General features: G+C 60.8%; 25 protein-coding genes and 1 tRNA gene. 18 read left to right on the plus strand and 8 right to left on the minus strand.

From position 1 onward, the window contains the following. Window positions 1-114: 114 nt before the first annotated feature. Together HMPREF2847_RS03075 and HMPREF2847_RS03080 are read right to left on the minus strand one after the other, a co-directional pair. Window positions 115-191: transfer RNA gene (locus tag HMPREF2847_RS03075), tRNA-Pro, on the minus strand. Window positions 192-396: 205 nt separating this feature from the next. Further along, window positions 397-1,332, minus strand: a complete 936-nt coding sequence (locus HMPREF2847_RS03080) for a metallophosphoesterase (protein ID WP_070642812.1) — start codon at window positions 1,330-1,332, stop codon at window positions 397-399. 39 nt (window positions 1,333-1,371) lie between these two features. Between HMPREF2847_RS03080 and HMPREF2847_RS03085 the strand changes: the two genes are divergently transcribed. Then, the gene (locus HMPREF2847_RS03085; protein WP_005511696.1) at window positions 1,372-1,833 is read left to right on the plus strand and encodes a GatB/YqeY domain-containing protein; all 462 of its coding nucleotides are present in this window, start codon (window positions 1,372-1,374) and stop codon (window positions 1,831-1,833) included. Between the two features lie 108 nt (window positions 1,834-1,941). Here HMPREF2847_RS03085 and HMPREF2847_RS03090 read toward each other — a convergent pair whose 3' ends face one another. After that, window positions 1,942-4,350, minus strand: coding sequence for a transglycosylase domain-containing protein (locus HMPREF2847_RS03090; RefSeq protein WP_070851492.1), 2,409 nt, complete (start codon window positions 4,348-4,350; stop codon window positions 1,942-1,944). Window positions 4,351-4,721: 371 nt separating this feature from the next. Here HMPREF2847_RS03090 and HMPREF2847_RS03095 point away from each other — a divergent pair, with 371 nt between their 5' ends. The 4 genes from HMPREF2847_RS03095 to HMPREF2847_RS03105 all read left to right on the plus strand — a co-directional run bounded on the left by HMPREF2847_RS03095 (window position 4,722) and on the right by HMPREF2847_RS03105 (window position 6,880). Then, window positions 4,722-5,084 carry a WhiB family transcriptional regulator gene (locus HMPREF2847_RS03095; RefSeq protein ID WP_038627417.1) on the plus strand — a complete coding sequence of 121 codons (363 nt, stop codon included), beginning with the start codon at window positions 4,722-4,724 and terminating at the stop codon, window positions 5,082-5,084. A gap of 71 nt (window positions 5,085-5,155) precedes the next feature. Beyond that, window positions 5,156-5,317, plus strand: a complete 162-nt coding sequence (locus HMPREF2847_RS11415; protein ID WP_141744780.1) for a Sp36 family protein — start codon at window positions 5,156-5,158, stop codon at window positions 5,315-5,317. A 135-nt stretch (window positions 5,318-5,452) separates the two neighbouring features. Then, complete coding sequence (locus HMPREF2847_RS03100) at window positions 5,453-5,929, plus strand: RidA family protein (protein ID WP_070851494.1); 477 nt, start codon at window positions 5,453-5,455, stop codon at window positions 5,927-5,929. Between the two features lie 135 nt (window positions 5,930-6,064). Beyond that, window positions 6,065-6,880: an MBL fold metallo-hydrolase gene (locus tag HMPREF2847_RS03105; protein WP_070851496.1), complete on the plus strand. Its 816-nt coding sequence runs from the start codon at window positions 6,065-6,067 to the stop codon at window positions 6,878-6,880. A gap of 608 nt (window positions 6,881-7,488) precedes the next feature. Here HMPREF2847_RS03105 and glxR read toward each other — a convergent pair. Further along, window positions 7,489-8,172 carry a CRP-like cAMP-activated global transcriptional regulator GlxR gene (gene glxR, locus HMPREF2847_RS03110; protein ID WP_005511668.1) on the minus strand — a complete coding sequence of 228 codons (684 nt, stop codon included), beginning with the start codon at window positions 8,170-8,172 and terminating at the stop codon, window positions 7,489-7,491. Window positions 8,173-8,694: 522 nt separating this feature from the next. Between glxR and nth the strand changes: the two genes are divergently transcribed. Genes nth through HMPREF2847_RS03130 form a run of 4 tightly spaced genes read left to right on the plus strand, consistent with a single transcriptional unit; the run spans window position 8,695 to window position 12,482 of the window. After that, window positions 8,695-9,627, plus strand: a complete 933-nt coding sequence (gene nth / locus HMPREF2847_RS03115; protein WP_370523108.1) for an endonuclease III — start codon at window positions 8,695-8,697, stop codon at window positions 9,625-9,627. Between the two features lie 16 nt (window positions 9,628-9,643). After that, entirely contained in the window at window positions 9,644-10,402 is a 759-nt protein-coding gene (locus tag HMPREF2847_RS03120) for a TlpA family protein disulfide reductase (RefSeq protein WP_070851497.1), read from the plus strand. Continuing rightward, complete coding sequence (locus tag HMPREF2847_RS03125) at window positions 10,399-11,289, plus strand: NUDIX hydrolase (RefSeq protein WP_070851499.1); 891 nt, start codon at window positions 10,399-10,401, stop codon at window positions 11,287-11,289. The genes HMPREF2847_RS03120 and HMPREF2847_RS03125 overlap by 4 nt, the downstream gene beginning before the upstream one ends. Further along, a complete protein-coding gene (locus tag HMPREF2847_RS03130; RefSeq protein ID WP_049189453.1) occupies window positions 11,286-12,482 on the plus strand; it encodes a MarP family serine protease in 1,197 nt (398 codons plus the stop codon). The genes HMPREF2847_RS03125 and HMPREF2847_RS03130 overlap by 4 nt, the downstream gene beginning before the upstream one ends. An 82-nt stretch (window positions 12,483-12,564) precedes the next feature. Here the strand turns inward: HMPREF2847_RS03130 and HMPREF2847_RS03135 are convergent, their stop codons facing one another. Both HMPREF2847_RS03135 and HMPREF2847_RS03140 read right to left on the minus strand, forming a co-directional pair. Then, a complete protein-coding gene (locus HMPREF2847_RS03135; protein ID WP_070549773.1) occupies window positions 12,565-13,542 on the minus strand; it encodes an alpha/beta fold hydrolase in 978 nt (325 codons plus the stop codon). A 94-nt stretch (window positions 13,543-13,636) separates the two neighbouring features. Next, on the minus strand, window positions 13,637-14,137 hold the full coding sequence (locus tag HMPREF2847_RS03140) for a phage holin family protein (RefSeq protein ID WP_016421928.1): 501 nt from the start codon (window positions 14,135-14,137) through the stop codon (window positions 13,637-13,639). 204 nt (window positions 14,138-14,341) lie between these two features. Between HMPREF2847_RS03140 and HMPREF2847_RS03145 the strand changes: the two genes are divergently transcribed. Further along, on the plus strand, window positions 14,342-15,349 hold the full coding sequence (locus tag HMPREF2847_RS03145) for a Fic family protein (RefSeq protein WP_083295710.1): 1,008 nt from the start codon (window positions 14,342-14,344) through the stop codon (window positions 15,347-15,349). Window positions 15,350-15,372: 23 nt separating this feature from the next. Here HMPREF2847_RS03145 and HMPREF2847_RS03150 read toward each other — a convergent pair whose 3' ends face one another. After that, window positions 15,373-16,254 carry an HAD family hydrolase gene (locus HMPREF2847_RS03150; RefSeq protein ID WP_083327304.1) on the minus strand — a complete coding sequence of 294 codons (882 nt, stop codon included), beginning with the start codon at window positions 16,252-16,254 and terminating at the stop codon, window positions 15,373-15,375. A 548-nt stretch (window positions 16,255-16,802) separates the two neighbouring features. Between HMPREF2847_RS03150 and HMPREF2847_RS03155 the strand changes: the two genes are divergently transcribed. From HMPREF2847_RS03155 to HMPREF2847_RS03185, 7 genes are all read left to right on the plus strand, one after another. Then, entirely contained in the window at window positions 16,803-18,206 is a 1,404-nt protein-coding gene (locus tag HMPREF2847_RS03155) for a CpaE-like family protein (RefSeq protein WP_246821919.1), read from the plus strand. After that, entirely contained in the window at window positions 18,199-19,356 is a 1,158-nt protein-coding gene (locus HMPREF2847_RS03160) for a TadA family conjugal transfer-associated ATPase (RefSeq protein WP_083327305.1), read from the plus strand. Before HMPREF2847_RS03155 ends, HMPREF2847_RS03160 begins: the two co-directional genes overlap by 8 nt. 54 nt (window positions 19,357-19,410) lie before the next feature. After that, complete coding sequence (locus HMPREF2847_RS03165; RefSeq protein ID WP_070851504.1) at window positions 19,411-20,301, plus strand: type II secretion system F family protein; 891 nt, start codon at window positions 19,411-19,413, stop codon at window positions 20,299-20,301. Then, window positions 20,298-20,951 (plus strand): type II secretion system F family protein, encoded by a 654-nt coding sequence (locus HMPREF2847_RS03170; RefSeq protein WP_070851505.1) that lies wholly within the window; start codon window positions 20,298-20,300, stop codon window positions 20,949-20,951. The genes HMPREF2847_RS03165 and HMPREF2847_RS03170 overlap by 4 nt, the downstream gene beginning before the upstream one ends. Before the next feature lie 205 nt (window positions 20,952-21,156). Continuing rightward, window positions 21,157-21,429, plus strand: coding sequence for a DUF4244 domain-containing protein (locus tag HMPREF2847_RS03175; RefSeq protein WP_070851507.1), 273 nt, complete (start codon window positions 21,157-21,159; stop codon window positions 21,427-21,429). Beyond that, window positions 21,422-21,775 (plus strand): TadE family type IV pilus minor pilin, encoded by a 354-nt coding sequence (locus tag HMPREF2847_RS03180; RefSeq protein ID WP_016421936.1) that lies wholly within the window; start codon window positions 21,422-21,424, stop codon window positions 21,773-21,775. Before HMPREF2847_RS03175 ends, HMPREF2847_RS03180 begins: the two co-directional genes overlap by 8 nt. Beyond that, complete coding sequence (locus tag HMPREF2847_RS03185; protein WP_049180729.1) at window positions 21,772-22,137, plus strand: Rv3654c family TadE-like protein; 366 nt, start codon at window positions 21,772-21,774, stop codon at window positions 22,135-22,137. Before HMPREF2847_RS03180 ends, HMPREF2847_RS03185 begins: the two co-directional genes overlap by 4 nt. On the opposite strand, the gene HMPREF2847_RS03190 is transcribed toward HMPREF2847_RS03185, so the two are convergent. Continuing rightward, the gene (locus tag HMPREF2847_RS03190; protein ID WP_070851511.1) at window positions 22,121-24,457 is read right to left on the minus strand and encodes a DEAD/DEAH box helicase; all 2,337 of its coding nucleotides are present in this window, start codon (window positions 24,455-24,457) and stop codon (window positions 22,121-22,123) included. The genes HMPREF2847_RS03185 and HMPREF2847_RS03190 overlap by 17 nt on opposite strands. Window positions 24,458-24,773: 316 nt before the next feature. Here HMPREF2847_RS03190 and HMPREF2847_RS03195 point away from each other — a divergent pair, with 316 nt between their 5' ends. Next, window positions 24,774-24,977 (plus strand): cold-shock protein, encoded by a 204-nt coding sequence (locus tag HMPREF2847_RS03195; RefSeq protein WP_005511370.1) that lies wholly within the window; start codon window positions 24,774-24,776, stop codon window positions 24,975-24,977. The last annotated feature ends 340 nt before the right edge of the window (window positions 24,978-25,317 follow it).

Below are 25,317 nucleotides of genomic sequence, written 5' to 3' on the forward strand. Positions count from 1 at the left end.
GCCCGGAAAAGACACACTTTTCTTTACTTAACCCTCCCTGAACGGCGGCGGAAAGTAGTCAATAACAAAACCCTCCCTCACTGAGATAACTCCAGGTGAGGGAGGGTTTTTACTTGGTCGGGGTAGCGGGATTTGAACCCACGGCCTCTTCGTCCCGAACGAAGCGCGCTACCAAGCTGCGCCATACCCCGAGGCCACAGACACGAACTGGGAACATACGTCTCAGTGCTGTGCTTGCGAGGACTTACTTTAGCCCGACGCTGAGCCAGAATGCAAAACGCCTGCTTAACGGGCTGCGGGGCCAAGCAGCGGTCTCTGGCGCACCCAACGAATTACGGATTACGAACTACGAACCGCGCCCAACGAATTACGAACTACCCCCCTGCGATCAACAAACTACGAATCCCGCTCCACAACCTCAATCAAGGTCGCGGACGGGCGGCAGAACAGGCGCACCGGGGCGTAAGGGGAAGTGCCAAGGCCATTGGAGACGTGCAGCCACGTCTTCTCGGTCCAGCGCGACAACCCCGAGGCCCGCGAGCGGTCGATACCGCAGTTGGTCACAATGGCCTTCCCCCCGGGCAGGCACACCTGGCCACCGTGGGTATGACCAGAAAGCACCAGGTCGTAGCCATCTTCAGCAAAAGCATCCAACACGTGGGGCTCCGGCGAGTGCGACAGGCCGATAGCGATGTCGGCATCCGCATTCGGGGCACCGGCGATCTGCGAATAATCCTCCAACTCGTGATGGGGGTCATCCACACCGGACAGTGCCACCTTCACTCCGCCTGCGACAAACTCCAGCCGGGCATGGGTGGCATCCTGCCAGCCGTGCTCGATAAACGCAGCGCGCATACCGCGCCACGGTAGTTCGACGCGCGAAGGCTTGCGCTTCTTTCCCGTCAGGTACTTCAGCGGATTGACAGGCCGTGGCGCGAAGTAGTCATTCGTACCAAACACGAAGGCACCCGGACGGTTCAGTAGGGGGCCGAGTGCTGCGAGGACACTGGGAACGGCTTTGTCGCTGCCCAGGTTGTCGCCGGTATTAATCACCAGGTCAGGGTTCAGGGCATCGAGGCTGGCAACCCACTTCTGCTTCAACTTTTGGTCGGGGAGCATGTGGAAGTCGGAGACGTGCAGAATCCGGAAAGGCTCACCCTCGCGCTTTCCCGCCCGGGCGAGCGTGCCGGGTGCCAGCACGGGAACTTGAACGCGGTGGAGTTTAAATGCGCGCAATTCGATTTGGTTCGCGTAGATGAACGTCGTCAAGCCGAGCGTGGCGAGAGCTGCGGCAGACCGCAGAATTCGGTTGGAAAAAGCGCGCGATGTCATGACAGAGACACTATCAACTACAGCGGTAATCTAGGGCGTATGAGTGAACTGAAGAACACAATTGTCTCCGATATGACCGCCGCAATGAAGGCCCGCGACAAGGAAACCGTTGCGGCGCTGCGCATGCTGAAGGCCGCCATCCAGACCGAGGAGGTCTCCGGCTCCAAGCACGAGCTCACCGATGAAGAGGTGCTGCGTGTGATTGAGCGGGAGGTCAAGAAGCGTCGCGAGTCCGCTGAGATGTACGCCGAGAACGGACGCCAGGAACTTGCCGACGCCGAGCTCGCCGAGGCAGAGGTTTTCGCCCGCTACCAGCCGGAACAGCTTGACGACGACGCCGTGAAGAATCTCGTCGCAGAATCCGTGGCCGAGGTTGCTGGCGATGATGCGCCGAGCATGAAGATTATGGGTCAGGTTATGAAGGTGGCAAAGGAAAAGGCCGCTGGCCAGGTCGATGGCAAGCGGCTCTCCGAGGCTGTTAAGGCTGCCCTGCAGGGCTAGCGCGAACTTTCGGGGTTCTTTCAGTGCCGCGGTGACTTTTAGCAAGTTGCCGCGGCCATTTTTTTAAACCGGCAGCTTTTAGAACCGTAGCTTCGAGAACGGCAGCTTCTAGAACGGCAGCAGCGGAATCAGATCCCGCAAGCTCGGCGCCGGCGGAGTGTTTGGCCGAGGGAACTGCGGTAGCGGATCCGGCCGGGGCGTCGTCGACTCCGGTCGCGGCGACGGCGCTGGTGGCGGGGTCGGACGACGGGTGCCATCGGCCACGCGGATTGTGACGGTGCCACCCTTGAGAAGCAGCGGTGGCTGATCCAGTCCGACCACGATTCCGCGCGACTCACCCGTGTGGGACACTGTACGTTCCTCTACCTTGTAGCCAGCCTTCTTAAGGGTCTCCCGAGCCTCGGCCTTCTGCATGCCCACCACATTCGGCATTTGGGTGATAGAGGTGCCCAGGCCGTAGTCCGAATCCAATGGGGGGAGATTCTTTCCGCCATAGTTCTCGATAATCGGGCCGACTGCGCCGAACCACGTCCGCGCGGGCTCGCGACCACCAAAGAGGTTGCCGCTCGGGCACTGGCGCAGCGGTGACGTGCACAGCTCCGTGACAGTCGGGGTGTCGTTGTAGGCGTACACCGATCCGGCCAGACCGCCGGTGAAGCCCAGGAATGCCGCGGACTGGTTCGACTCGGTGGTACCGGTCTTAGCCGCGACTGGGCCGTCCCAATTCAGCTCTTTCGCGGCATCCTTCGCAGTGCCATCGGTGGCGTCATTGCTGAGCGCATTAGCAATCGCGTGCGCGACCCCCGGCTCCACCGCCTGCTCGCACGGTGGCACATTCAGCTTGACCGCATTGCCCTTGGAGTCCGTAATCGACTCAATTGGAGAGGGCTCGCACCAGCGGCCATTGCTGGCCAGGGTGGCAGCGACATTGGACAGCTCAAGGTTATTCACCGACGTTGGCCCCAGCACGAACGAGCCGAGCTTATGCTCCGAGACATAGTCCGCCACCGAGGACTCGCCATCAAAACTGCCCGGCTCCGTGTATGAGCGCATGCCCAGGCGTACTGCCATGTCCATCACGCCATCAACGCCGACCAGCTCCGAAATCTGAATAAAAGGAGTATTCGGCGATCGCGCGAGCGTCTCACGCAGTGACATCGACGGCGGGAAACTGCCTACGTTCTCCACGCAGTACAGGCCCGGCGGGCAGCCCTCTGCGCCACCGGTGCCCAGCCCGGAGGCCTCATAACGACGCGGCACCGGGAAGTGGGTATCAATACCCAGCCCCTTTTCCACTGCCGACGTCGCCGCGAAAATCTTAAAAATCGAGCCTGCGCCATTGCCTACCGGCGTAAATGGCTGCGGCTGCACGGTCTGCATTTGCTCCGCATCGAGGCCGTATACGCGTGACGACGCCATCGCGAGCAACTTCCTGGAGTCATCCCCAGGCTCAAGCAAACTCATAACCTCAGCTGCGCCATCCGCAGTCGGTGACGCCTGCTGACGCAGAGACTCCTGCACGCTGTCCTGCACACGCGGGTCCAGTGTGGTCTTCACATGGAAGCTACCGCGCTTCAGCTTTTCGGCATCAATACCGTGGTTCTCCAGGTAAGAGACCACATAGTCACAGAAGAAACCGCGATCGCCCGCCGCGATGCAACCCTGCGGCAGGTGCTGAGGCTCCGGAAGAATACCGAGATCAGCTGCCTTGGCGTCCTGAGCCTCCTGCGGGCCAATTGCCCCCGTGGATTCCATAGCCGCAAGCACATCGTTACGCCGTGCATGCGCACCTTCCGGATTTGTATACGGATTGAGCCCGGAAGACTGCTGAACCATGCCCGCGAGCAGAGCGGCCTGCGGAACATTCAGATCGGACGCGGGAATGCCGAAGTAGGTCTGAGCTGCAGCTTCCACGCCGAAAGCGCCATTGCCGAAGGGGACCAAGTTCAGGTACTTAGTCAGAATTTCGTCTTTCGTCAGCTCATCTTCCAGATCCAACGCGATGCGAATCTCGCGGATCTTGCGGCCATAATCCGTGGCAGTGGCAGCGCGGCGCTCCGACTCCGACTGCGCGTCCACGAGCAGCGTGTGGTTCTTAATCAACTGTTGCTCAATCGTGGAGGCGCCTTCCTGCACTGACTGAGACATGAAGTTCTTTACCGCCGCACGAGCAGTACCCTTCCAGTCCACACCAGAGTGCTCATAAAAGCGCCTATCTTCCACGCTGACCAGCGCATCCTTCATAGCTGGCGAGATGCGTTCCGACGGCACATTAAACCGCCGCTGATCATAGAGCCACGCAATTGGCTGATCATTACGATCCGTAATAGTGGTGACCCCTGGTGCGTCCTTAGAAATCACCGACCGCGACGCCGACGCGAATTCATCAGCCGTGCGCGCAACGAGGTAGGCCGAGCCGCCCACAAGAGGAAAGAGGGCGCTGGCCATAATCAACGCTGCCAACACAGTGGCAACGGAGAGCTTGAACAGCGTCGAACCTTTATTCACAGCAATCACACTACAAGGTAGGGCGGATTGAGCCGAAGTGGGTTTTCGAAAATCCACCTAGTGACATGCCCGGGGAGTCCAGTAAAACGCCTGGCGAGCGGGGGAGGGGGCGCTACGAATGCCCTTACAACACCGCGCAACTCGTCGTGTAGTGGTTTCCGGAAAAAGATTTTCATAGTGACGCAAATCACCCCCGTGCTTTTGTTGGAAAAAGTTGCCCCACCTGCATCGTTATATTTAGAGCTGCGCCACGTCCACCCTTCTAGTGTGACCCAATCGACATTATTTGGGTGGTGTGAATAGACTTACAACAAAATTTCAGCACTATTTAGTTGAAACTATTTCGAAATAACGAAAATCGCAGGCACGAGGAGGCTACAATGACCGCCACGATTCCAGATCGCAACCGCACTGCTACTACGCCAGAATACGAGCTCGGTGTAGAGAGCTTCCGCGATCGCCAGGAGTGGGTCCCGCGCGCTAAGTGTCGCGATATTGACCCGGATAAGTTGTTCGTTCGCGGCGCCGCACAGCGCGAAGCCGCAGTTATCTGCCGCCACTGCCCAGTGGTTCTGCAGTGCCGTGCCGACGCTCTGGATAACCGCGTCGAGTTCGGCGTCTGGGGTGGCCTGACCGAGCGTCAGCGCCGCGCAATGCTGCGTGAGCACCCGGAAATTACTTCGTGGGCCGACTTCTACGCTGAGCAGTACGCAGCTCAGCGCAAGGCAAAGCTGGCTAAGTAAAAACCGAACTTAGACCGAAGTAAAACTGAACCCCCAGCGCGCGAGGCTGGGGGACAGATAAAGTAGCTTCCATGACTACTAAATGGGAATACTTCACCGCACCGCTGCTCATTCACAACACCAAGGCCATCCTGGACAACTTTGGTGAGGACGGCTGGGAACTCGTCACCGTTCTCCCGGGCCCGACCGGCGAAAACCACGTTGGTTACTTCAAGCGCCCGAAGACTGACTAATTACCTCGGTGTCTAGCACCTAACTAACAACGGCGGTTGTGCTTTCGATTGGCAGCTGACTCACGGTTGGCTGCCATCTTTCTTTGGCCGGCTTTATTCGCCCGGCCCTAGCCGCCGTGGAAAGGCTTAACTTAAATGAGCAACTCTGAATCTCGCACTCCTTCCCAAGCCCTCGAGGACCTCGGGCTTACCCTGCCTGCCGTTGCCGCGCCAGTTGCGGCCTACGTACCCGCAACGCGCACGGGCAACCTTGTTTTCACTTCCGGTCAGCTCCCATTCATAAACGGTGAGCTCACCCACGTCGGCCACGTCGGCGCGGAAGTCACTGCTGAGGAGGCCAAGGAGGCCGCCCGCACCTGCGCTCTCAACGCTTTGGCCGCAGTCGATGCCGAGGTCGGTCTCGACAATGTCACCCGCATCGTGAAGGTCGTCGGCTTCGTCAATTCCGCCGCCGGATTCACTGGTCAGCCGGGCGTTATCAATGGAGCCTCGGAACTCTTCGGCGACGTCTTCGGCGAACGCGGCCAGCATGCTCGTTCGGCAGTGGGTGTGAATCAGCTTCCGCTGGACGCACCCGTGGAAGTCGAGATCATCGTTGAAGTAGCCCAGTAGCTGCTGTATTTGGTGCCGTGACCAGTGGGGATGTTGCGTTCTCCGGGGCGTCGTAAAGCGTGCTTACACCCAAATGAGCCGAATTGGAGGGCGTAGCGCGCTCCCCGGATTGCGCAACCACGTAGGATAGAGGACATGGAGCATCCTGCGTATAGCCAACTGCGTCAGATTTCTCAGTCTGTGGGCGTCGTTCTGTGCCCGAACCCCAGCTACTCTTCGCTGGAGGGTACGAACTCCTACGTTATTAAGGCTGAGGGGGATAGCCGCAGCATTGTCATCGATCCGGGTCCGGAGGACGAGGGACACCTGAACGTCCTCCAGCGCTATGCCGGCGACGTTGCGTTGATTCTGCTGACGCACCGTCATGGCGACCATGCTGATGGCGCCACACGTTTCCGTCAGCTCACCGGCGCGCCGATTCGTGAGCTGGAGTCTCAGTACTGCGCGGGAGGTCAGGATCCGCTTGTCGACGGCGAACGTATCGTCCTCGACGGAGTGACTCCGCAGATTGAGGTCGTGGCAACCCCTGGTCACACCGCTGATTCTGTCTGCTACTTCATCCACACTGGTGATGGCGAGGATGATGTTGAAGGCATCGTTACCGGTGACACAATCGCTGGCCGCCACACCACTATGATTTCGGAGACCGACGGCGACCTGGGTAAGTACATGGAAACCCTGAAAATGCTGGATTCGCGCGGCAAGGGTGTTCGTCTGCTGCCTGGTCATGGTGCTGACCTGCCGGACATCACTGTAATGACGCAGAAGTACATTGAGCGTCGTAAGCTGCGCCTGCAGCAGGTGAAGGATGCCGTTGCCAAGCTGGGTGACGAAGCTACGGTGGACCAGATTGTGGATGAGATTTACACCGATGTCGATCCGGTGCTGCGTCATGCTGCTGAGCAGTCGACGCGTGTGACCCTGCGCTACCTGCGCGATCACGGGGAGTAGTTGCTGGGTTTTGGCTTTGGCTTCGGCCGGTTGCTGGGCTGGGCTTAATTGAGACTTGGCTGAAGCTGAGCTTGAGTCGCCGCATGAAAAGAGCGCGTGACCTGCAGATTTGCGGGTTGCGCGCTTTTTGTTTGGGCTAGTGCTGGTTGGGGTGCGTTGTGTGTGGGTGTGTTGTGTGTGGGTGCGTTGTGGGAGGGGGCAGCTCAATCACGTATCGATGAGGTATTCACTTGTCGATGAGCTATAGCGCACGCATAAGTGAACAGCGCATCGACAAGTGAATGATGCGGGGAGAAATTGGTGAATGGTGCATCGATAGGTGCCGGGAATGCGTCGATGAGTGGCAGAAAAGCGGGAAGCATCGACGGGAAGCATCGATAAGTGCGCCAAAATTGGCCATAAATCGGTTGGTGAAGTGGGGCCAGCATGCCGGGCCAGCATGCCAGGCCAGCATGACAGGCCAACGGGGAAAACCAGCGGGGAAGGCAACAAAAATCCCGCGAGCCTCATGCGTTTCATGCGCTCCTACGGGAACCGAGGAACCAAAAGCAGAGGCTGCGGGATGTGAGTCGTTTGGGCAGCGCCACAAGCGCCACAAGCGCCACAAGCTAGCGTGCGCGTCGGGCCAAACGCTCCGTATCGGAGATGAGCACGGACTTGCCCTCAAGGCGAATCCAGCCGCGGTGGGCGAACTCTGCCAGAGCCTTGTTAACGGTCTCACGAGAGGCGCCGACGAGCTGTGCGATTTCCTCCTGAGTCAGGTCGTGGTTCACGCGGAGAGCAGAACCTTCCTGAACACCGAAGCGATTAGCCAGCTGAAGCAGGGACTTAGCAACGCGACCAGGGACGTCGGTGAAGATGAGGTCAGCCAGCGAATTGTTGGTGCGGCGCAGACGGCGGGCCAGCATGCGCAGCAGCTGAGCTGGAACATCCGGGTGCGACCCAACCCATTCCTGCAGCTGATCGGCACTCATGGACGCGGCGGAAACCTCAGTGACGCAGACCGCCGAAGAAGTGCGCGGGCCCGGGTCGAAGATGGAGAGCTCGCCGAACATGTCGGACGGGCCCATGATGGTCAACAGGTTTTCACGACCGTCGGCTGAGCGACGAGCCAGCTTCACCTTGCCATCAATAATGATGTAGAGCCGATCGCCCGGCTCACCCTCATTGAAGATGGTGGTTCCACGCGGGAAGCGAACCGTCTCGAGCTCACCGAGCAAGGCCTGCACAGCCTCCTGGTCAACTCCCTGAAATACACCGGCCCGGGAGAGAATCTCCTTGACGTCATCCACGGTAAAATTCTCCTGTCTTGGGCCACTAACCACCGTAAATACAGGCCAGCAGCCGCCAAATTAACACTCGACTACAAATTGCAGTGGTCAAACAGGAAGAGAAACTGCCCCGTCCCACTACTTTCGGTCTTTCCCGGTAACGCCGCTGCCAGCTTTCAAGGCAGGTCCACCCTGGACGAATTTTACGACAAATCGCCTTTATAGATGCATCCCAAAACTGCGCCGTCACGAAACTACGCCGTCACCAAGATGTGATAAACACCACTGTAGCAAAAGAGCCACTGCGCCTGTGGGGAATTCTGGTGAAAAGCCGCTGAACTGTGTATTTCTAAATAGCAATGAGCTAACGGTGTTCTAAGTTGTGGTTGGACGTGACCTTTTTCGACTTTTCTGACCGATTGCGCCCGAGCTTCAACTGATTGCATCCGCATCTCGGACAAACCTAAGGATCCCGTCCGCGAAAGATATGACGAAAAGGTGCGCACGCGAATTGCAATCCGGGGTAGCCGATACACTACGACCATGGATACGACCGGCAAGGCATCGTCGATAAGCAAGCACCAGGCGACGAGCAAACCCCAACCCACGCACCCGCAGGGATCCCTGACGTCGAAGAAGCGTCGGGCGGTGGGGGCGCATCCGGCGGCGCGGGGGAAGGAGGCGCGCCTGGGCATGGTGCGGCGTGCGCGGCGGATTAACCGCACGCTGGCGGTGGCGTACCCGAATGCGCACTGTGAACTGGACTTTCGTAATCCGTATGAGCTCGCGGTGGCGACGATTCTGTCGGCGCAGTGCACGGACGCGCGGGTGAATATGACCACGCCGGCGCTGTTCGCTAGGTACCCCAGTCCAGCCGATTTGGCGGTTGCGAACCAGGAGGAGGTTGAAGAGCTCGTTCGGCCGACGGGTTTTTATAGGAATAAGGCCGCGAACATCATCGGCTTTGCGCAGGGGGTGATGGAGCAGCACGGCGGTGAGGTCCCGGGCACGTTGGAGGAGCTGGTGAAGCTGCCGGGTGTAGGGCGAAAAACGGCGAATGTGGTGCTGGGGAATGCTTTTGGGGTGCCGGGGTTGACGGTCGATACGCATTTTGGACGTCTGGTGCGGCGCATGGGCCTCACAGAGCAGGAAGATCCGGTGCGCGTGGAGCACGAGATGATGGAGGTGCTGCCGCGCGCGGAGTGGACGTGGTTTTCGCATCGCCTGATTTTCCACGGGCGCCGGGTGTGCCATTCGCGCCGGGCGGCGTGCGGGGCGTGCTTCTTGGCGGCGGATTGCCCGTCGTATGGCGTCGCGGGCCCGGCGGAGCCGGAGACGGCGGAGAAGTTGATTAAGTCAGACGACAGGGAATGGCTTCTCTACCTGGCCGGTCTTAATGACGGCTACAGTGGGGAGGAACTTTCCGCGCTTGACGACGGGGATAGCGCGCGCAACACCACAGCGACACAGGACTAGTCGAGGAGCACTTTTCGTGAATGAGCAGGGCGGTCGTAGTCACAATGGTGGCCACATTGGGGATCGGCAGGCGGACGTTAACCGTTCGGCATCGCTGATTACACTGCTCATCGCGGGAATTAGCATTGTGGGGCTGGTGGTTTTCGCGATTGTGAATACCACTGATGGCAATGACGAGGCCGATGATGGTGGGGCCGGAGCTGGTGTGAGTGCCGGTGTGGATGGCGCTGGCAGTGATGGCACCGGCAGTGATGATGAGGTGGATGGTGCATCGGCGGCGCCAGCGATGTCGAAGGACGAGATCGCGGCGGTAGCGGGTAGTGGCTCGCTGGCCGGTGTGCGCTTGCCGCTGTTGGCGGAGTCGGGAGACTCAGCGGATCAGAGCAACGAGGCTGGCCGAACGGAACTGGTAGACATGGGCCTGGTCGTCGAGGGCAAGCCAACCGTGCTTAATGTCTGGGCATGGAACTGTGCGCCATGTCGCCAAGAGCTGCCGCTTATTGAGCAATGGGGCAAGGACAACCCAGATGTGCAGGTGGTGACGGTGCATGCGGCTCGCGAGGCGGGGCGTGGCCAGGCCTTCCTGCAGGAAATCGGAGTGAGTCTACCAACCTACTCGGACACGGTCGATGTGGTCGGACCAGCGTTGAATCTACCGCGAGTTGTGCCCATCACCGTGGTGTTTAAGGCAGATGGTACAGTGGCGACCATTCATCCCGGTGAATTCACCGATGCGCAGCAGATTACTGATCTCGTGCGAGGTGCGTTGAAGTGACTAAGGGACAGTCGTGGAATCGCGACGCAAGCTCGGGGCTGTATCTGCCGAAGTGGTTGACCAATAGTTTGCCGCCGCACCTAGTCAGCGCTGATTACGGTGCGGCAGGCCACGCCAGCAGCGCCAGCCACGACGCAACAGACCACGCCAGCAGCGCCAGCCACGCCACAACAGGCCACTCGGAGCAGCAGGTGGCCGGTCGCTCCGCTTCGTCGTCAAGCGTGAAGCGTGCGTTTGCGAAGTTGCGGCGAGACTCCTCGACGCAGGAGAAACCGTTGCGGAATCCGGCGCGGTCGGCGGTGTTGGTGCTGATCAGCGGTGATGCGGAGGCGCACCAACGGCCGGAGGATGCCAGCGTGGTACTTACGCACAGGGCGACAACCCTGCGTAAGCATGCAGGCCAGATGGCTTTTCCGGGCGGTCGTGTCGATCCCGAGGACGTGGATGAAATCGATACCGCGCTGCGTGAAGCCGAGGAAGAAACCGGCCTGAACCGAGAGACGGTGACGCCGGTGCGGGTGCTGGACTCGATTGACATTTCGCGGACTGGCTTCGCGGTGAATCCGGTGTTGGCGTATTGGCATGCACCGCATCCGCTGCGTGTGGTCGACCCTGCAGAGACGGAATCGGTGCTCAATGTGCCAATTAGCCACCTGACGAATCCGGACAACCGCATGATGCTGGGCTATCACGGCTGGACAGGACCGGCATTTAAGGTTGGTGACTTCGTCGTTTGGGGCTTTACCGGCGGCGTGCTGTCCTACTTGCTAGACGTGGCCGGCTGGTCGGAACCGTGGGACGACACCAACGTGCAGAAACTTTTGCCGGTGCTCGCGCGTTCCGCTAATGGTGAAAAACTGTCCGTACTGAAGGGAGGCCGACGATGATGCCTGCAATCGCTGTGTTTGACGTTGCGCTGCTGGCGGTCTTCATTTTCGCGCTTATCGTCGGCTGGCAGCAGGGCGCCGTCTCGTCGATTATGGCCATTTTGGGCGTTGTCCTGGGCTTGGTCATTGGTGTGCCCTTGGCACCGCTAGCTATGGCGCAAGTCGAGAACCAGTCGGGAAAGGTTCTTCTGGGCCTCGGCACGGTGATTCTGTTGGCGTTGATTGGTCATGCGGTGGGAACAGTGGCAGGGCAGTCGCTGCGGAATACCATTCGCTCGCCGTTGGCTGTCGGCCTGGATTCTAGCCTCGGTGCCATCGTGCAGTCCGTGACGGCGCTGGTAGTGACATGGATGATCGCCGTACCCCTGGCCACCGCCGTGCCTGGGCAGTTTGCCGACTGGGTGCGTGAGTCCAAGGGCATGAACCTCATTGACCAGGTCGCGCCCGACGAATGGAGCGACGGCTTCAGTGGCATCCTCCGTCAGCTCCGCGATGATGGAATGCCCGCCATCGCTCCGCCATTCGGCTACAAGCAGAACGTCCCCGATGAACCCGCCGACCCCAACGTGATTTCGCAGGGTGTCGTCGACAGTATTCGACCGTCCATCGTCCGCGTCTTGGGCGAGGCCCCGCAGTGCGAACGCTTGCTGCAGGGCACGGGCTTTGTCATCGCGCCGGATCTGATTCTGACCAACGCGCACGTGGTTGCCGGTGCCACCACTGTTCGACTGGAAACCGTGGTCGGCATGGCTGACGCGAACGTCGTGCACTACGATCCGCTTGACGACGTCGCCCTGCTCCGAACCACCGACCTACCCCTGGAGCCCATGCAGTGGGCAGATCAGGAAGCTCGTCCGGGCGATGACGCGGTAGTGCTGGGCTTTCCCGAGTCCGGGCCCTTTAAGGCCACACCTGCGCGCGTGACGGAGAACATCATTATTCGAGGCCCGGATATTTATTCGTCGACTCGGCACGAGCGTCAGTCCTATGTTCTGAAGGCGGATGTGCGCCACGGCAACTCGGGCGGCCCACTGATTACGCCGCAGGGCCAGATCCTGGGCTTGGTCTTCGGTGCCGGTGTGAACAATGACCAGACTGGTTACGCGCTGACGCACGCCGAGGTCCAGCCACACATCGATGAGGCGATGAATAACTACGGGGCCATCGGCACGCAGCAGTGCGTGGCGGGGTAAGCGGAAAGTTGTGTGTCTGTGGACAGGTCAGCCCCAGCCGCAACCGCAGGAGAGTTCCGGCTAGCTTCAGCCGAGCCGAAGCCTAAGACCCCTCCGGCAACCAGTCCAAGTGATCCCTGATTGCCTGCACCACAGCCTGAGGTTTCTCTGCCGGCAGGAAGTGCCCACAATCCGGCACAACGCGCACGTGACTCGAGCTGAGCTCCACTAGCGCACGTGGGGTACGAGTGTCCTGCTCGCCGACGAGCAGCACCGTGTGCTCATCGCTTTTCGACGGGCCCTCCATCGCACTCAACCACTTGCGGAAAGCGGCCGGAGCCGGCCGCGTCCACCAATTCATGTGAGCCAGTGCAGGACGGAGTGCACCACTGGCCAGGCTATCGGTCATGAGTTCCGCGGTCTGTTTCCCCGCGGGGGTCTCGGCGAACCCCTCCCCGGCGGTGGACATGGACTCGCGCACGATGCGCTCAATGAGCCGCTGCTGGCGAGCCTCAGCCGCCTGCGTGCTGAACTTATTGCGACGCAACTGCGGTACCCGTGGCCGCGAGTCCCACCACGAACGGCGCAGCAGAGGAGCCAGGCTACTGCGGAAGTCCTCCGACCACGGGCTCTTCAACTGGTTCAGCCACACTTTCGGATGTGCAGCACCACAACCAATAATTCCGGAGACAAGATTGGGCTGCCGCGAAGCCAACGTCCACGCCACCCAGGTGCCGAACCCCTGACAGACCAGCAGCGCGGTCGAATGCCCCAACGAGCGAATCGATGAGGCGATGTCCTGGGCCGCCTCAAACGGATCGTAGCCTTGCGGTGTTCGGTCGGACTGACCGTAGCCACGCATAGAAATAGCCACAGCGTGCACGGGGAGGGGATCGCCCGAGTCGTCGTTAAGCAGCGGCAAAACCTCGCGCCATTCAAACCAACCGCCAGTCGAGCCGTGAATAAACAACACGAGCGGATCGGAGGGGCGGCCGCACTCGGCGATGTGTAGGCGCTGGCCGCGGACGTGAATGAGACGATGACGCCAGGGGCCAGTGAGAGAATCGCGGAGGGAGGTCATGAGGGGAAAATACCTTATCCGAAGGGCTTAAACCGGGACTGAATAAGACAAAAGGGCGAGACCAACAAAGTCCCGCCCAATTTCTTTCAAGCCTTTAGGTGTACATACCGTTCGACTGCGAAGACTTCTTCGCCGACCCCGACGGCACGACCCCCTTCAGCTCCTGCATCGACTCGATGGTCTTCTCCGGCTTGCGGATCGACTTGACCTTCTTCAGACCCAGCAGTGCTGCAACACCGGCGATGACCAGCATCAGAACGAAAACGATGAGGAACGCAGCCCAGGTTGGCAGCCAAACATCCAGCAGCCAGCCGAGGAAGAAGAAAAAGAAGAACGAGGAGTACAGCGCGACGACGCCGGCAACCGCGAAGAAGCCACCGCCAACTGCGCCCTTCTTAGCCTCGCCAGCAATTTCGGCCTTGGCCAGCTCAATCTCAGAGCGAACCAGAGCGGAAATCTGCGAAGAAGCATTAGACACGAGCTGGCCGACGCTAGCATCACCCGATGCGTTGCTATCCACATCACTCAGCGGGATAGCGGTAACACGCGGTTCGGTGCCGTCGGTAAAGAGACCCTTCGTATCGTCGTTGCTCACGTGTACTTCCTCCTACGCAGATGGTTGGAAAAGATGGTTTGAAACTTTAAAACTGCAGTTACAAACTGCCATACTACCTCTGATTGTGGGTAGGGCGCGCCATAAGGGCGAAAAAGCCAAGAACTCGTTGAAGTTTTTCTCATCTTTGACCATTTCTATATAAGTTTGTCACTTACTTAGCGGTGAAGAATTAGGGTGTGGGATATGAACAATCAGCCTGAGAACGTGCGTGGAGCCGATGGAATTGGCGCCGGTGCTGGCAATGGTGTCGGCAATGGCGCCGGTGCCGGAAAGGGGGGCCTAGCTGGCATGAGCCTGGGTGTGTCCTCCGTGTCGGCGAAGAAGCGCGCAGAGCGTGAGGCAGCGCAGGCGAAGGCATCTGAATCGGGTGCCGGTGGCGCTGACAGTGCTCCCGCCGCTGCTATTCCGCAGCTTGACCCCAAGGACCCCCTCGCGCCCCTGTGGCAGCTCGACGGCGTTGCGCACGCGGCTGATGTCGCGGCCAAGGCTATCCAGGCCGTCCACCGACACAAGGCCAACCTGCGCAAGCACAACGTCACCGGCTCCGAGTCGGTCCTGCGTGGCGCTCGGGCATCGGCGTGGCTAGAAGGCGGCGAGCCATCGCTTCCCGACGACGGCAATATCACCGACCCCGTACTCGCAGCAGCCCTTCGGGTTGCCGACACCATTTCCCCGGAGTCAATTGGTGAGACCACTCGCGTGTGGCAGCGCGCTCCGCAGCAGGTGCTGGCCAAGTTTGCGTTGAACGCATCGCCCGCAGGTGAGACTGAAGACGGTTCCGAGGCGCGGATGAAAGCCGGGCGTCCGGTTGGTGACGACAAGCTCTCGTCTGCGATGAAGGAGCAGCGTCTGCACGTGCTCGGTGACTTCATCACTGGCCGCAGCCAGATCCACGCAGGTGTGCTCTCGGCGATTGTGCACGGTGAGCTGCTGACTCTGCGCCCCTTTGAGTACCACAACGGCATCATCGCCCGCGCCGCCTCGCGGCTGACGACTGTCGCAACCGGCCTGGATCCGCGTGGCTTGGCCGTGCCCGAGGTCTACTGGACTCGCCACCGCCAGGAGTATTTCGAGGCCGCAGAGGGGTTCGCGTCGGGAAGCGCCGATGGCCTGCGTGCGTGGATTCTCCTGCATCTGGAAGGGCTGAAGGCCGGTGCCGTGGAAGCGCGCGGTATCGCCGAAGCGGTGTAGGCGGGCGGCTGCTGGATGGTGGGTTAGTCGGTCTTTGGCTCGTCGTCGTTTTTGCGCAGTGCCAACAGTGTCGCACCCGCGCCAAGCGCCAGTGTGACGCCGGCAAGAATTGCAGCATTGCGTTTCGACGGCGCGCGAAACAGCGGGACGGGATTCCGGAATTGGCGCACAGGCCACTCACGCTCCGCCGCAATCTTGCGCAGAGCGCGATCGGGATTGACCACAACGGGATGGCCGACTGCAGCCAGCATGGGCACATCAGTGATGGAATCCGAGTACGCAAAGCATTCGGCCAGGTTGAACTGGCGCTTTTTCGCTATCCGACGCATCTGCACAGCCTTGTTTTCGCCTCGGCAGAAGAACTCCGTTTCACCCGTGAAGAGCCCATCGCGGACCTCCAGCTCGGTGGCCACCACATTGTAGACACCGAGCGCCTGCGCAATGGGCTCAACAATCTGCCGAGCCGATGCCGAGATAATGAACACCTGATGCCCCTGTGCGCGGTGTTCACGAATGAGCTCCAATGCCTCGGCGTAGATGTACGGCGTGATGTTCTGCTCTAGGGTTTCGATCGCGACCTGGCGCAGTTCCCTGGCGCTGTGACCAGCGATAAGGGAGGAAAACTGCTCGCGCGTGGCCTCCATTTGTACCTCATCGTGTCCCTGTGACATGTACAGGGCGTGGCTGAGTGCCATTTGCAACATGTCCGTCGGCGAAATGATGCCGCGCTCGAGGAATTGCTTGTTGAACGCATATGCCGAGCTCTTGGCAATAATGGTTTTATCCAGGTCAAAGAACGCAGCGACGCGAGAGTTAGCGGTGGCGGGAGCATCGTCCACGATGCCTGTGTTCGTAGAAGCGTGCGGCTGCGGCGTTGTTGAAGCCCTGTTCTCGCCGGTGTTCATAGACTCTGAGCTTACCCATGGATGTCGGGCTCGGGGAGACGTGGGATGTCGGGCTCGGGGAGACGTGACATCGAATATCGTGACATCGAACATATTGGGCATTAAATCCTTTAAAAGGTATTTGCAGATTCCTCGTGATATGTAATACTTGGACGTGGCTGGCCCCTTCTAGTTCTTTTTAGAAACAGACTGCGAGGCCGCCCCGGCTCAATCCCCCCCCCCCGAGCCGGTTAAAGACGCCTCGCGCCAATCCCCCCCCCGGCGCGGGGCGTCGCCCCTTTTTTGGCCCAATGTTGAGGGGCATGTAGTAAAAGTGCGGGCTGCAAATGTGAAACTGTGCGAGTCTATGACACTTTCAGGCCTTTTTTCGTGCCATTTTTGACATAAACGCAGTCACTAACTTGCATTGGCCAGGCCGCGCAGTAGCCATAAGGCAAAGGCGACATGGCGTTCTGCAGTTATCCACAGTCTGAAAATTATCCACAGACAGCGAGGTTTTGGCCCCTTGCGAGCATCATTGAATCCGCCTTTTAGTGCACGCTATGGCCATGGCAATCAAGAAACTGTCCATGGCTCAGCGAACCGAGGCTCCAGCAAATCCAGTAGTCAATGCTGTCGATGATGAAGCGCTGCGTGAAGAGGTTGCACTCATAGTCGCTGCTACCGGTCGTGACTGTGTGCAAGAGACCGTGCCACCTGTGGCTGCAGCGCCAGTGGCCGCACAAGCATTGACATCGTCGCCAGCATCACCACCAGCATCAGCCACAGCGTCAGTGTCCGCGTCGACCGGAGCGGGAGTTTCATCGGCCCTGTGGCGTCGGGCACCAGCGGTGTTCGTTGATGCGTCGGCAGCCCGAAGATTAGCCGGGCGGCCTCATTGTGAGGGAGCAATCTTTCTGGTCCGCAGTGATACTGAGGCGGAAGATACGCAGGTGGCGAAGGTTTTAGCTCCTGTTTACAGCGCTAGTTTGCCCGCGGATAACGTCGATATTGTCGAACTGCTCGGCCGAGCCGAGGTACGCCCGGATGGTCCGAGGCTCTCCGATTTCCAACACAGCTCGAGCCTCCTGAACCACCAACACACCCCAGCGTCACCTGCGAGCGTAGACGTGATTACAGCACCAGGTACAGAACCCGTACCGAACGTGCCAGCAACTACAACCGATTCCACGGCAACGTGCCTGATGTTGGTTCCTGCGGTCGGCGGTGCCGGTGCTTCCATTACGGCGGCAGCGAGTGCATTGGTTCTTTCCCGCGAAAGACCCATCTGCTTGGTGGACGCAGATGCGCTGGCGGGAGGTATTGATCTGGTGCTCGGGATGGAAACGGAACCGGGACTGAGGTGGCAAGACTTCTCGGCTGCTGATGGCCGTCTCGACGGGGCGGCACTCTACGAAGCACTGCCATCCTGCCCGCGATCACCCGCGCTGAAAGTGTTGACGTGGACTCGCAGTCGCACGCCCGAGACGGCTTACAACCACGCCTCGGCGGCCACCAAATTCGACAGTGCCGACAGACCCGGCAGAACCGACAGGCCCGACGATGTCCGGCACATTGCCAGCACCATTAGTTGCCTTATTCATGCCGGAATTACGGTCATCGTGGACTGCCCGAAGCAAGTGGAGTACGTCACCACTCTCGGCGCGCTTGCCGATGACACCGTCATCATCCTGCCCGCCTCTGTCCGAGCTATCGCAGCCGGTGGACACCTGGCCAGAGTCTGTGCACAGGCAGGATTCACGCCAAGTCTCGCGGTTCGGCACCAGCAGCACCGCGATATCAGTGTCGAAGAGATTGAGTACGCGCTCGATCTGCCCATTGCTGGTGAGATTGAGTACTGCAAGAAAGTAGCTCACGAGATAGATGTGGGCGGGCTCGCTGGGGCCGTCGGCAAGCTGACGCGGGGATTGGGAGCGATGTTTGCCCTTGTCGGCGGTGGTGGCGATGGATGATGTCAGGCTGTTGGCGGCGGTGCGGACGGCGCTTGCGGAGCGGCCTGGGGTGGCATCGCATAGCGAGGTCGCCGACATCATTCGCGCAGAGACCGCGGGGGTTGTCTCCGATGTGAAGGTGCTGGAGATTCTGCGCACGATTCGTGAGGAAACAGTGGGCGCGGGCGTGTTGGATGCGCTGTTGCGCCGCCCGGGTGTCAGCGATGTGCTGGTCACCGCGCCCGGCGAGGTTTGGGTCGACGCTGGCAACGGACTGGAGCGGGCCGAGATTTCCTTCGCGGACGAGGGCGAGGTGCGCGCGTATGCGGTGCGGCTCGCGTCGCGGTGCGGACGAAGGCTTGACGACGCTCAACCCTGGGCCGACGGCCATATTCCTGGTGGTGTCGGCGGCTGTGGTGTGCGAGTTCATGCGGTGCTTTCACCACCGTCAGCGACCGGCACTCAGATTAGCCTGCGAGTGCTGCGTCCGGCTCGTCGCGGACTTGCGGAGCTATGCGATGTCGGGCTGTTTCCACCGGAGATTCTGCCGGTGTTGCGGGGAATCGTGGCGGGACAGCTGTCGTTTATTGTCGCCGGAGGCACGGGTGCGGGAAAGACGACGCTATTGGCGGCGATGCTCTCAGAAGTTGATCCTGACCAGCGCATTGTGTGCATCGAGGACACTCCGGAGTTGCAACCGCAGCATCCGCATGTGGTGAAGCTGGTGACCAGAGCCGCCAACTTGGAGGGGGCCGGTGCGATTGGGCAGCAGGAGTTGCTGAAGCAGGCGTTGCGCATGCGTCCCGACCGCATTGTCGTCGGTGAGATTCGTGGCGCCGAAGTGGTGGATCTGCTGGCTGCGTTGAACACGGGGCATCGCGGTGGGGCGGGGACAATTCACGCCAACCGGATTGGGGATGTCGTCGCGCGCTTCGAGGCTTTGGGGCTGATCGGTGGCCTTAGTCGCGCCGGGCTGCATGCGCAGTTGGTCTCTGCGGTGCAGGTGGTGTTGGTGGTCGAACGCGCTGATGTTCGCCGGCTGGCGCAGATTGGGCTGCTACGCGGTAACCCACCGGAGGTGGTGGAGGTCTGGACTGCTCGGGATGGGCCGGGGTCGGGGTGGGAAACGTTGCAGAAGTTGCTGGTCGGCAGGGAACAGTCGGTGGAATAACCGGTGGAATAACCCGGGGAAAAGTCAGGGGATTAGACGGGGAGATTAACAGCTATGGGGGAAGGGTTTAGCGTGGCGATGCTCATTGGGGGCGTGGCTGCAGTAGTCGCTATCTGGCCGGACAGCTCGGCGGCGGTGCGCTCGCGAGCACTGGCAGGCCGTGCCCGCGAGGTGTCCAGCGGGCTGAAGTGGTTGCAGCGCATGGTTGGACTTGGTGCTGGTTCCACGGGGTCGAGTGCAGCAAGCACTGGCAGTGCGAATCGAACTACAGGACTATCAATCCTCATCGTTGCAGGCCCAGCACTCGTGTTGCTGTGGCTCGCCGGGATTCCAGGTGTCATAGCCGGGCTATTGCTGGGCCGCACCGCAGGGGCCGTAGTGCGCGCTGTGGGGACTAGGCGCTGTGAACGTCGGGAAGCGGACAGCGCTGCGGTAGCGCTGGAAACCTTGACCGCGCAGTTGCGCGCAGGTGCGGCGGCCTCAAGAGCGCTCAACGCGGCAGCAGCGGAATTGCGCAGGGCAGAGGGCATGACTGTGTTGGCCGATCATCTTGCGCACGCGGCGCACCGCGCGAACTTCGCCGACCCGTGGGAGACCGAAGAGTCTTCGGAGCAACTGCGTCGGATTGGGCGTATGTGGACGGTGGCGCAGCAACATGGCCTAAGTTTGGCCGGGTTACTGGACTGCGCGCGGGGTGATCTGCAGGCTCGTCAGGCACATCGCTCACAGACGTCGGCCGCGCTGGCGGGACCACGCATGACGATTGCCATTTTGGCTTCGCTCCCAGTCTTCGGGCTGATTATGGGGCAAGCTTTCGGAGCGTCCCCATTCGAGTTCCTCAGTCGCGGTATCGGAGGAATTGTGCTGGTCATCGGTGTCGGGCTGGTGTGCGCGGGCATCGAATGGGCCGTCGCCATCATCGATCGTGCGGAGGCCGGACAATGATCGCCGCCGCACTTCTCATCGCTGCCTACCTCTGCTTGCCGACATTCAATCCCGTCCGCAGCCGACTGCCCGAATTGGTAGCCGACTCGGATGCTCGTACGCGAGGAAGCGTGCGCTGGCAGGTGACCAGTCGGGTGGCGCAGATTGCCGCACAGGTGAGGGAACATGTGCGAACTGTCATTGGCGGTGAGCGCATCAGCCCGGCTGTGCTGCTCGATGCCGCGGCGGCCCTCGACATCATTGGTGCTTGTTTGAGCTCCGGTATGCCATTGTCCCAGGCCATGGAAGCAGCCGCCGATGGCGCAACCCCTGAGCTGGCCGAGCCACTTCGACAGTGTTCCGCCAGGTTATCTGTGGGCGCGCACTCCGCTTGGGACAGCCTTGCTGCCACACCCGCGCTCGTGCCCCTGGCGACGGCTGGGCGCCGCGCAAGCGAATCCGGCACCGTTCTGGCGCAGGCATTGGAAGACACCGCTGCCACGTACCGCAGTCAAGCGCACGATGCGGCGCAAGCCGTCGCGGAAAAGGCTGGTGTCCTCATTGCCGGGCCGCTGGCGTTGTGCTTTCTACCCGCGTTTGTGGTGCTGGGATTGGTGCCCACAATCGCCGGGCTTGCCGACGAAATGTTTGCCGGACTGATGCCGTCATGAAGCTCGGACAGTTCTGCGCCCAGCCTCGCGCGCTGGCACGCGCCGGATGCGGTGCTGGTTGCGCTTTCGGTTGCGTTCTTTCTTGTGCACGCGGGCCACCTGCCACGCTGCAATCCACCATGCGTCAGCGCGGGTCAACGCGCGTCAATGCACATCACACTTCACAACTGACCTGTCACTCGACATCCACATAGGGGAAACATTCATGACCACTCAAAACTCCAACCGTCCAACCAATGTTCCAACCAACTCTTCAACCAATCCGCTGACCGCTGCGCAGTCCCAGCTGCGCTCATATTTGCACAAGCGTCTGCACGCTCTGGCAACTGAGGAAAACGGCATGTCAACCGTGGAATATGCTCTCGGAACTATTGCGGCCGCCGCCTTCGGAGCCCTGCTCTACACCGTCGTGACCGGCGGCGATATCACCCAGGCGCTCACCGACATCATCGAAAGGGCGCTCAACACCGATGTCTAGCCGCATCCGCTCTACGCTTCATCGCCTGTGCGTCGGCGACGAAGGCCAAACCACGGTAGAAACCGCTTTCGGTCTCGCGGCACTGGTCACGGTCATGGCCACGGCTCTGTCCGGGCTGGTCACCATCGCAATGTACCTAGGGCTTACCGACGCAGCCGGAGCCATCGCACGGGCTGAGGCACGGGGCGATGCGGAGACAGTAGCCGAGCTCCGCGCCGACGCGGATGGGCAGGTCGCGATATCGGAAACCTCCGGTACCGTGCGCGTGACCATTCGGCGCTCAGCGGGGCCATTTTCGCTGGAAGCACGCGCGGTTGCACTGCGGGAGAGAGCGGCATCGTCATGAGAAACGTGACAGCCCGCCTTCTCCGCGAAGAAGAAGGTTCCACCACAGTCGCAGCCGCACTGTTCATCGCCGCTTTCGTCGTTCTGACTTTGGTCGGAGTTACGGCCGGGGTGAGGGTGGTGCAGGTTCGGCAGGCAGCGGTAGCAGCGGACCTGGCCGCGGTGGCCGGCGCCGTGGCTGCGCAAGAGAGCGACGACGCCTGCAAAGCTGCGGGGTCAATCGCAAAAGCTAACCACGCACGCCTTGTGACCTGTGAGATTGATGGGGAGGATGTGCAGGTCAGCGTCCAACGAAAGGAGAGAAAAGCCACGTCCAGAGCAGGGCCGGTAGCGGTGGAGGATGCTGCTACTGGCCGTCGTTAAGCGCGCGCGACACCCCACTGAGCACCTTGATTGCGCCGGCCTTGTCCAACGGATCGTTGCCATTGCCGCACTTGGGCGACTGGATGCACGATGGGCAGCCGGATTCGCACTCGCAGGCGGCGACGGCATCGCGGGTCGCGCGAATCCACCGAGCGAAGGCCTCGTAGCCACGGTCGGCAAACCCCGCACCACCAGGGTGCCCGTCGTACACAAAAACGGTGGGCTGCTGGGTATCGGCGTGCATGACCGTGGAAACACCGCCGATGTCCCAGCGGTCGCAGGTGGCAATCAGCGGCAGTATGCCGATAGCCGCGTGCTCGGCTGCGTGGAGAGCCCCCGGCGCGATGTCGGAGCCCACGCCCCACGAGCGCAGGGTGGACTCGGGCATTGTGTAGGCCACGGCGCGCGTGACCAAACGCTGCGGAGGGTAGTCAAGTTCAACACTGTCGAGAATCTCGCCGGTATCCAGGCGGCGAAGATAGGAGGTGACCTGGTGAAAGACCTCGACCTGGCAGGAGGCGACCTGTAAGCCCTGGTAGTGGCGCATATCGTCAACATCGAGGATGCGGATGGTGGTGTCCATGCGCGAGCTGGTGGAATAGCGTGGCTGCTCGGGGTGGACTAGGGCGACGAGGCTGTCGAAGTCCAGCTGGTCGACAAGGTAGGACTCACCGCGGTGCAAGTAGACGGCACCGTCGTGGACCTGCTGCATCGCACGGCCAAGATCGATGGTGCCAAGCAGGCGACCATCGGTCTGGTCGACGATAGCCACTTCCTGACCATCGCCGCCACGGACGTTCACGGCATCGTGGGCAGTGGCAATGCGCGGTCCCTCATCGCGGTCGGTCGGGTAGTAGACAGGTTCTTGTCCTTCCCAGGTGCGCTTGCGCAACCAGCCTGCGGCCACCATGTCTTCGGCTACGGGCATGGTTCCCCACGCTTGAAGCTGGCTGGTGGTGACGGGTTTCTCCACAGCCGCGCAGTAGAGGTGTGACCACACCACATGTGGGTTGCGGGGATCGAAGACGGTCTTTTCCACCGGCCTGCCCAGCAGTGCGGACGGGTTGTGGACCAAGTACGTGTCCATGGGGTCATCACGAGCCACCAGCACCACCAGCGCGCCCTGGCCACGACGACCCGCGCGGCCGGCCTGCTGCCAGAATGAAGCGACCGTGCCCGGGAAACCGGCCTGCACCACCGCGTCGAGGCCACCGACGTCAATGCCCAGCTCCAGTGCATTGGTGGTGGCCACACCTAGCAGGGTGCCGTCATCGAGCATGCGCTCGATGTCGCGGCGCTCTTCGGCCAGGTAGCCGGCGCGGTAAGACTCGATGCGCTCGGCGATATCGCTGCGGTGGCGCTTCTCCAGGCGCTCACGCACGCCGAGCGCTACCTTCTCAGCACTGCTTCGCGAACGGGTGAAGGTCAGGGTGCGGGCGCCCTCGACAAGCAGGTCGGCCATGATATCCGCGGCCTCGGTCGGGGCGGGGCGGCGCACGGGTGCGCCGTTCTCGCCTTGGAGGTCGGGGAGCAGGCCGGGTTCCCACAGGGCGATCGTTCGCTCGCCGACCGGGGCGCCGTCTTCGGTGATGGCCTCGACAGGCTCGCCGATGAGGCGACGAGCCTGGTCAGCGGGGTCGTTGGTCGTCGCAGAGGCAAAAATCACGGTCGGCGAGGCGCCGTACTCGCGGGATAGCCGCAGGAGGCGACGCAGAATCTGAGAGACGTTGGCGCCGAACACGCCTCGATAGGCATGGCATTCGTCGACGACGATATAGCGCAGGTTGCGCAGCATCCGCGTCCACCGAACATGGTTGCCGAGCACCGAAACATGCAGCATATCGGGGTTGGTAAACACCCAACGGGCGTGGTCGCGGATGGCGCGCCGGGCGTCTTGTGGGGTGTCGCCGTCGTAAAGCGAAATCAGCGAACTCAGTGACGCCGGTGCCATCGCGCGTGCAGTGTCCAGCTGATCGGCGCCCAGCGCCTTGGTCGGGGAGAGGTACAGCGCGGTGGCCGCGGGGGTGGCGGACAGTTCTGTGAGCACGGGCAGCAGGTAGCCGAGCGATTTACCCGACGCCGTGCCCGTCGCGACGACGCAGTGCACGCCCTCGCGGGCGAGGTTCGCGGTTGCTGCCTGATGAGTCCACAGGTTCTCAATTCCGCGATCTACCAGCACTTCTTTCAGCCAATCCGGCACCCACTCAGGCCAAGGTGCGGTCACGCCAGCGCGTGCAGGAAGATCCGCAATGTGCGTCACCGTCGCCCGCGGATGCGCACGAATAACCGGCCCCAGCAGCTCCCGTCCAAATGACTCCACCGACACCACCCTTTCCTATAAACGCGCACTTCATATGCTTGACGACGCTTCCTGCCAGCCACATTTTCGCTATTCGACAACCCGGTTTCTCCGGACCCCGAACACGGGTTTACGGGGGTGGCAAGAAGCTGTTCCTAATCGGCGCTCGCGCCCCAAACGTGGCAGACTTTTTGAGTGTATCGCCCGCCAAAGGGCACCCAGCAAAAGCCCGCTCGAGGCGGAAAGGGTGTTCTGGCCGTGTTTACCCCATCGTGCGTGACCGGACGTGCGTGGCGAATACTTGTTTTATCGAATCCTGAAGTTGGGAAGTTTTGTAATGGCACAGGGTACTGTGAAGTGGTTCAACTCGGAGAAGGGCTTCGGGTTTATCGCCCCAGCTGACGGTGGCAACGACGTGTTCGTTCACTACTCCGAGATCCAGGGCACTGGTTTCAAGACGCTGGAAGAGAACCAGGCAGTCGAGTTCGAGATCGGTGAGGGTCAGAAGGGCCCGCAGGCTCTGGATGTGAAGCCTCTGTAAGGCTAAGTAGTTCGGGGCTGAGTTCGGTTCTGAACTGGGCTTTTGTTCAGTTTGGCTCGCTGAATTTTTGGCTTTTTCAAGGTCCATGTTGTGTTCATGGGGTGAGCCTTGATTCTCCCACGTGGAAAGTAATTTCTGCGTGGGGTTTTTTGTGTTTCTGGGGCCCGGAGTGCGCGACAATCGTGGGGTAATAGGCAAAAGTGTGTCCGCTCAGTGTGTCGACCGGCGTGTTGACCGGCGCGACAGCGGGTGGGCGCCTTCGATACTTACCTCAATGCGAGTTACTGACTGCGTTTATGTCAGCGACGGCGGGTCGATCCGAGTTACTGACTGCGTTTAT

Origin of the sequence: Corynebacterium sp. HMSC074C03, from assembly GCF_001838285.1 — a bacterium.
Classification (GTDB): domain Bacteria; phylum Actinomycetota; class Actinomycetes; order Mycobacteriales; family Mycobacteriaceae; genus Corynebacterium; species Corynebacterium amycolatum.

Coding starts and splice junctions, on each gene's coding strand:
- HMPREF2847_RS03175 (WP_070851507.1), top strand. CDS start 21,157: ATGACCACTCAAAACTCCAACCGTCCAACCAATGTTCCAACCAACTCT.
- HMPREF2847_RS03135 (WP_070549773.1), bottom strand. CDS start 13,542: ATGACCTCCCTCCGCGATTCTCTCACTGGCCCCTGGCGTCATCGTCTC.
- HMPREF2847_RS03145 (WP_083295710.1), top strand. CDS start 14,342: ATGAACAATCAGCCTGAGAACGTGCGTGGAGCCGATGGAATTGGCGCC.
- HMPREF2847_RS03130 (WP_049189453.1), top strand. CDS start 11,286: ATGATGCCTGCAATCGCTGTGTTTGACGTTGCGCTGCTGGCGGTCTTC.
- HMPREF2847_RS03170 (WP_070851505.1), top strand. CDS start 20,298: ATGATCGCCGCCGCACTTCTCATCGCTGCCTACCTCTGCTTGCCGACA.
- HMPREF2847_RS03165 (WP_070851504.1), top strand. CDS start 19,411: ATGGGGGAAGGGTTTAGCGTGGCGATGCTCATTGGGGGCGTGGCTGCA.
- HMPREF2847_RS03185 (WP_049180729.1), top strand. CDS start 21,772: ATGAGAAACGTGACAGCCCGCCTTCTCCGCGAAGAAGAAGGTTCCACC.
- HMPREF2847_RS03155 (WP_246821919.1), top strand. CDS start 16,803: ATGGCAATCAAGAAACTGTCCATGGCTCAGCGAACCGAGGCTCCAGCA.
- HMPREF2847_RS03100 (WP_070851494.1), top strand. CDS start 5,453: ATGAGCAACTCTGAATCTCGCACTCCTTCCCAAGCCCTCGAGGACCTC.
- HMPREF2847_RS03085 (WP_005511696.1), top strand. CDS start 1,372: ATGAGTGAACTGAAGAACACAATTGTCTCCGATATGACCGCCGCAATG.
- HMPREF2847_RS03160 (WP_083327305.1), top strand. CDS start 18,199: ATGGATGATGTCAGGCTGTTGGCGGCGGTGCGGACGGCGCTTGCGGAG.
- HMPREF2847_RS03095 (WP_038627417.1), top strand. CDS start 4,722: ATGACCGCCACGATTCCAGATCGCAACCGCACTGCTACTACGCCAGAA.
- HMPREF2847_RS03080 (WP_070642812.1), bottom strand. CDS start 1,332: ATGACATCGCGCGCTTTTTCCAACCGAATTCTGCGGTCTGCCGCAGCT.
- HMPREF2847_RS03105 (WP_070851496.1), top strand. CDS start 6,065: ATGGAGCATCCTGCGTATAGCCAACTGCGTCAGATTTCTCAGTCTGTG.
- HMPREF2847_RS03180 (WP_016421936.1), top strand. CDS start 21,422: ATGTCTAGCCGCATCCGCTCTACGCTTCATCGCCTGTGCGTCGGCGAC.
- HMPREF2847_RS11415 (WP_141744780.1), top strand. CDS start 5,156: ATGACTACTAAATGGGAATACTTCACCGCACCGCTGCTCATTCACAAC.
- HMPREF2847_RS03195 (WP_005511370.1), top strand. CDS start 24,774: ATGGCACAGGGTACTGTGAAGTGGTTCAACTCGGAGAAGGGCTTCGGG.
- HMPREF2847_RS03150 (WP_083327304.1), bottom strand. CDS start 16,254: ATGAACACCGGCGAGAACAGGGCTTCAACAACGCCGCAGCCGCACGCT.
- nth (WP_370523108.1), top strand. CDS start 8,695: ATGGATACGACCGGCAAGGCATCGTCGATAAGCAAGCACCAGGCGACG.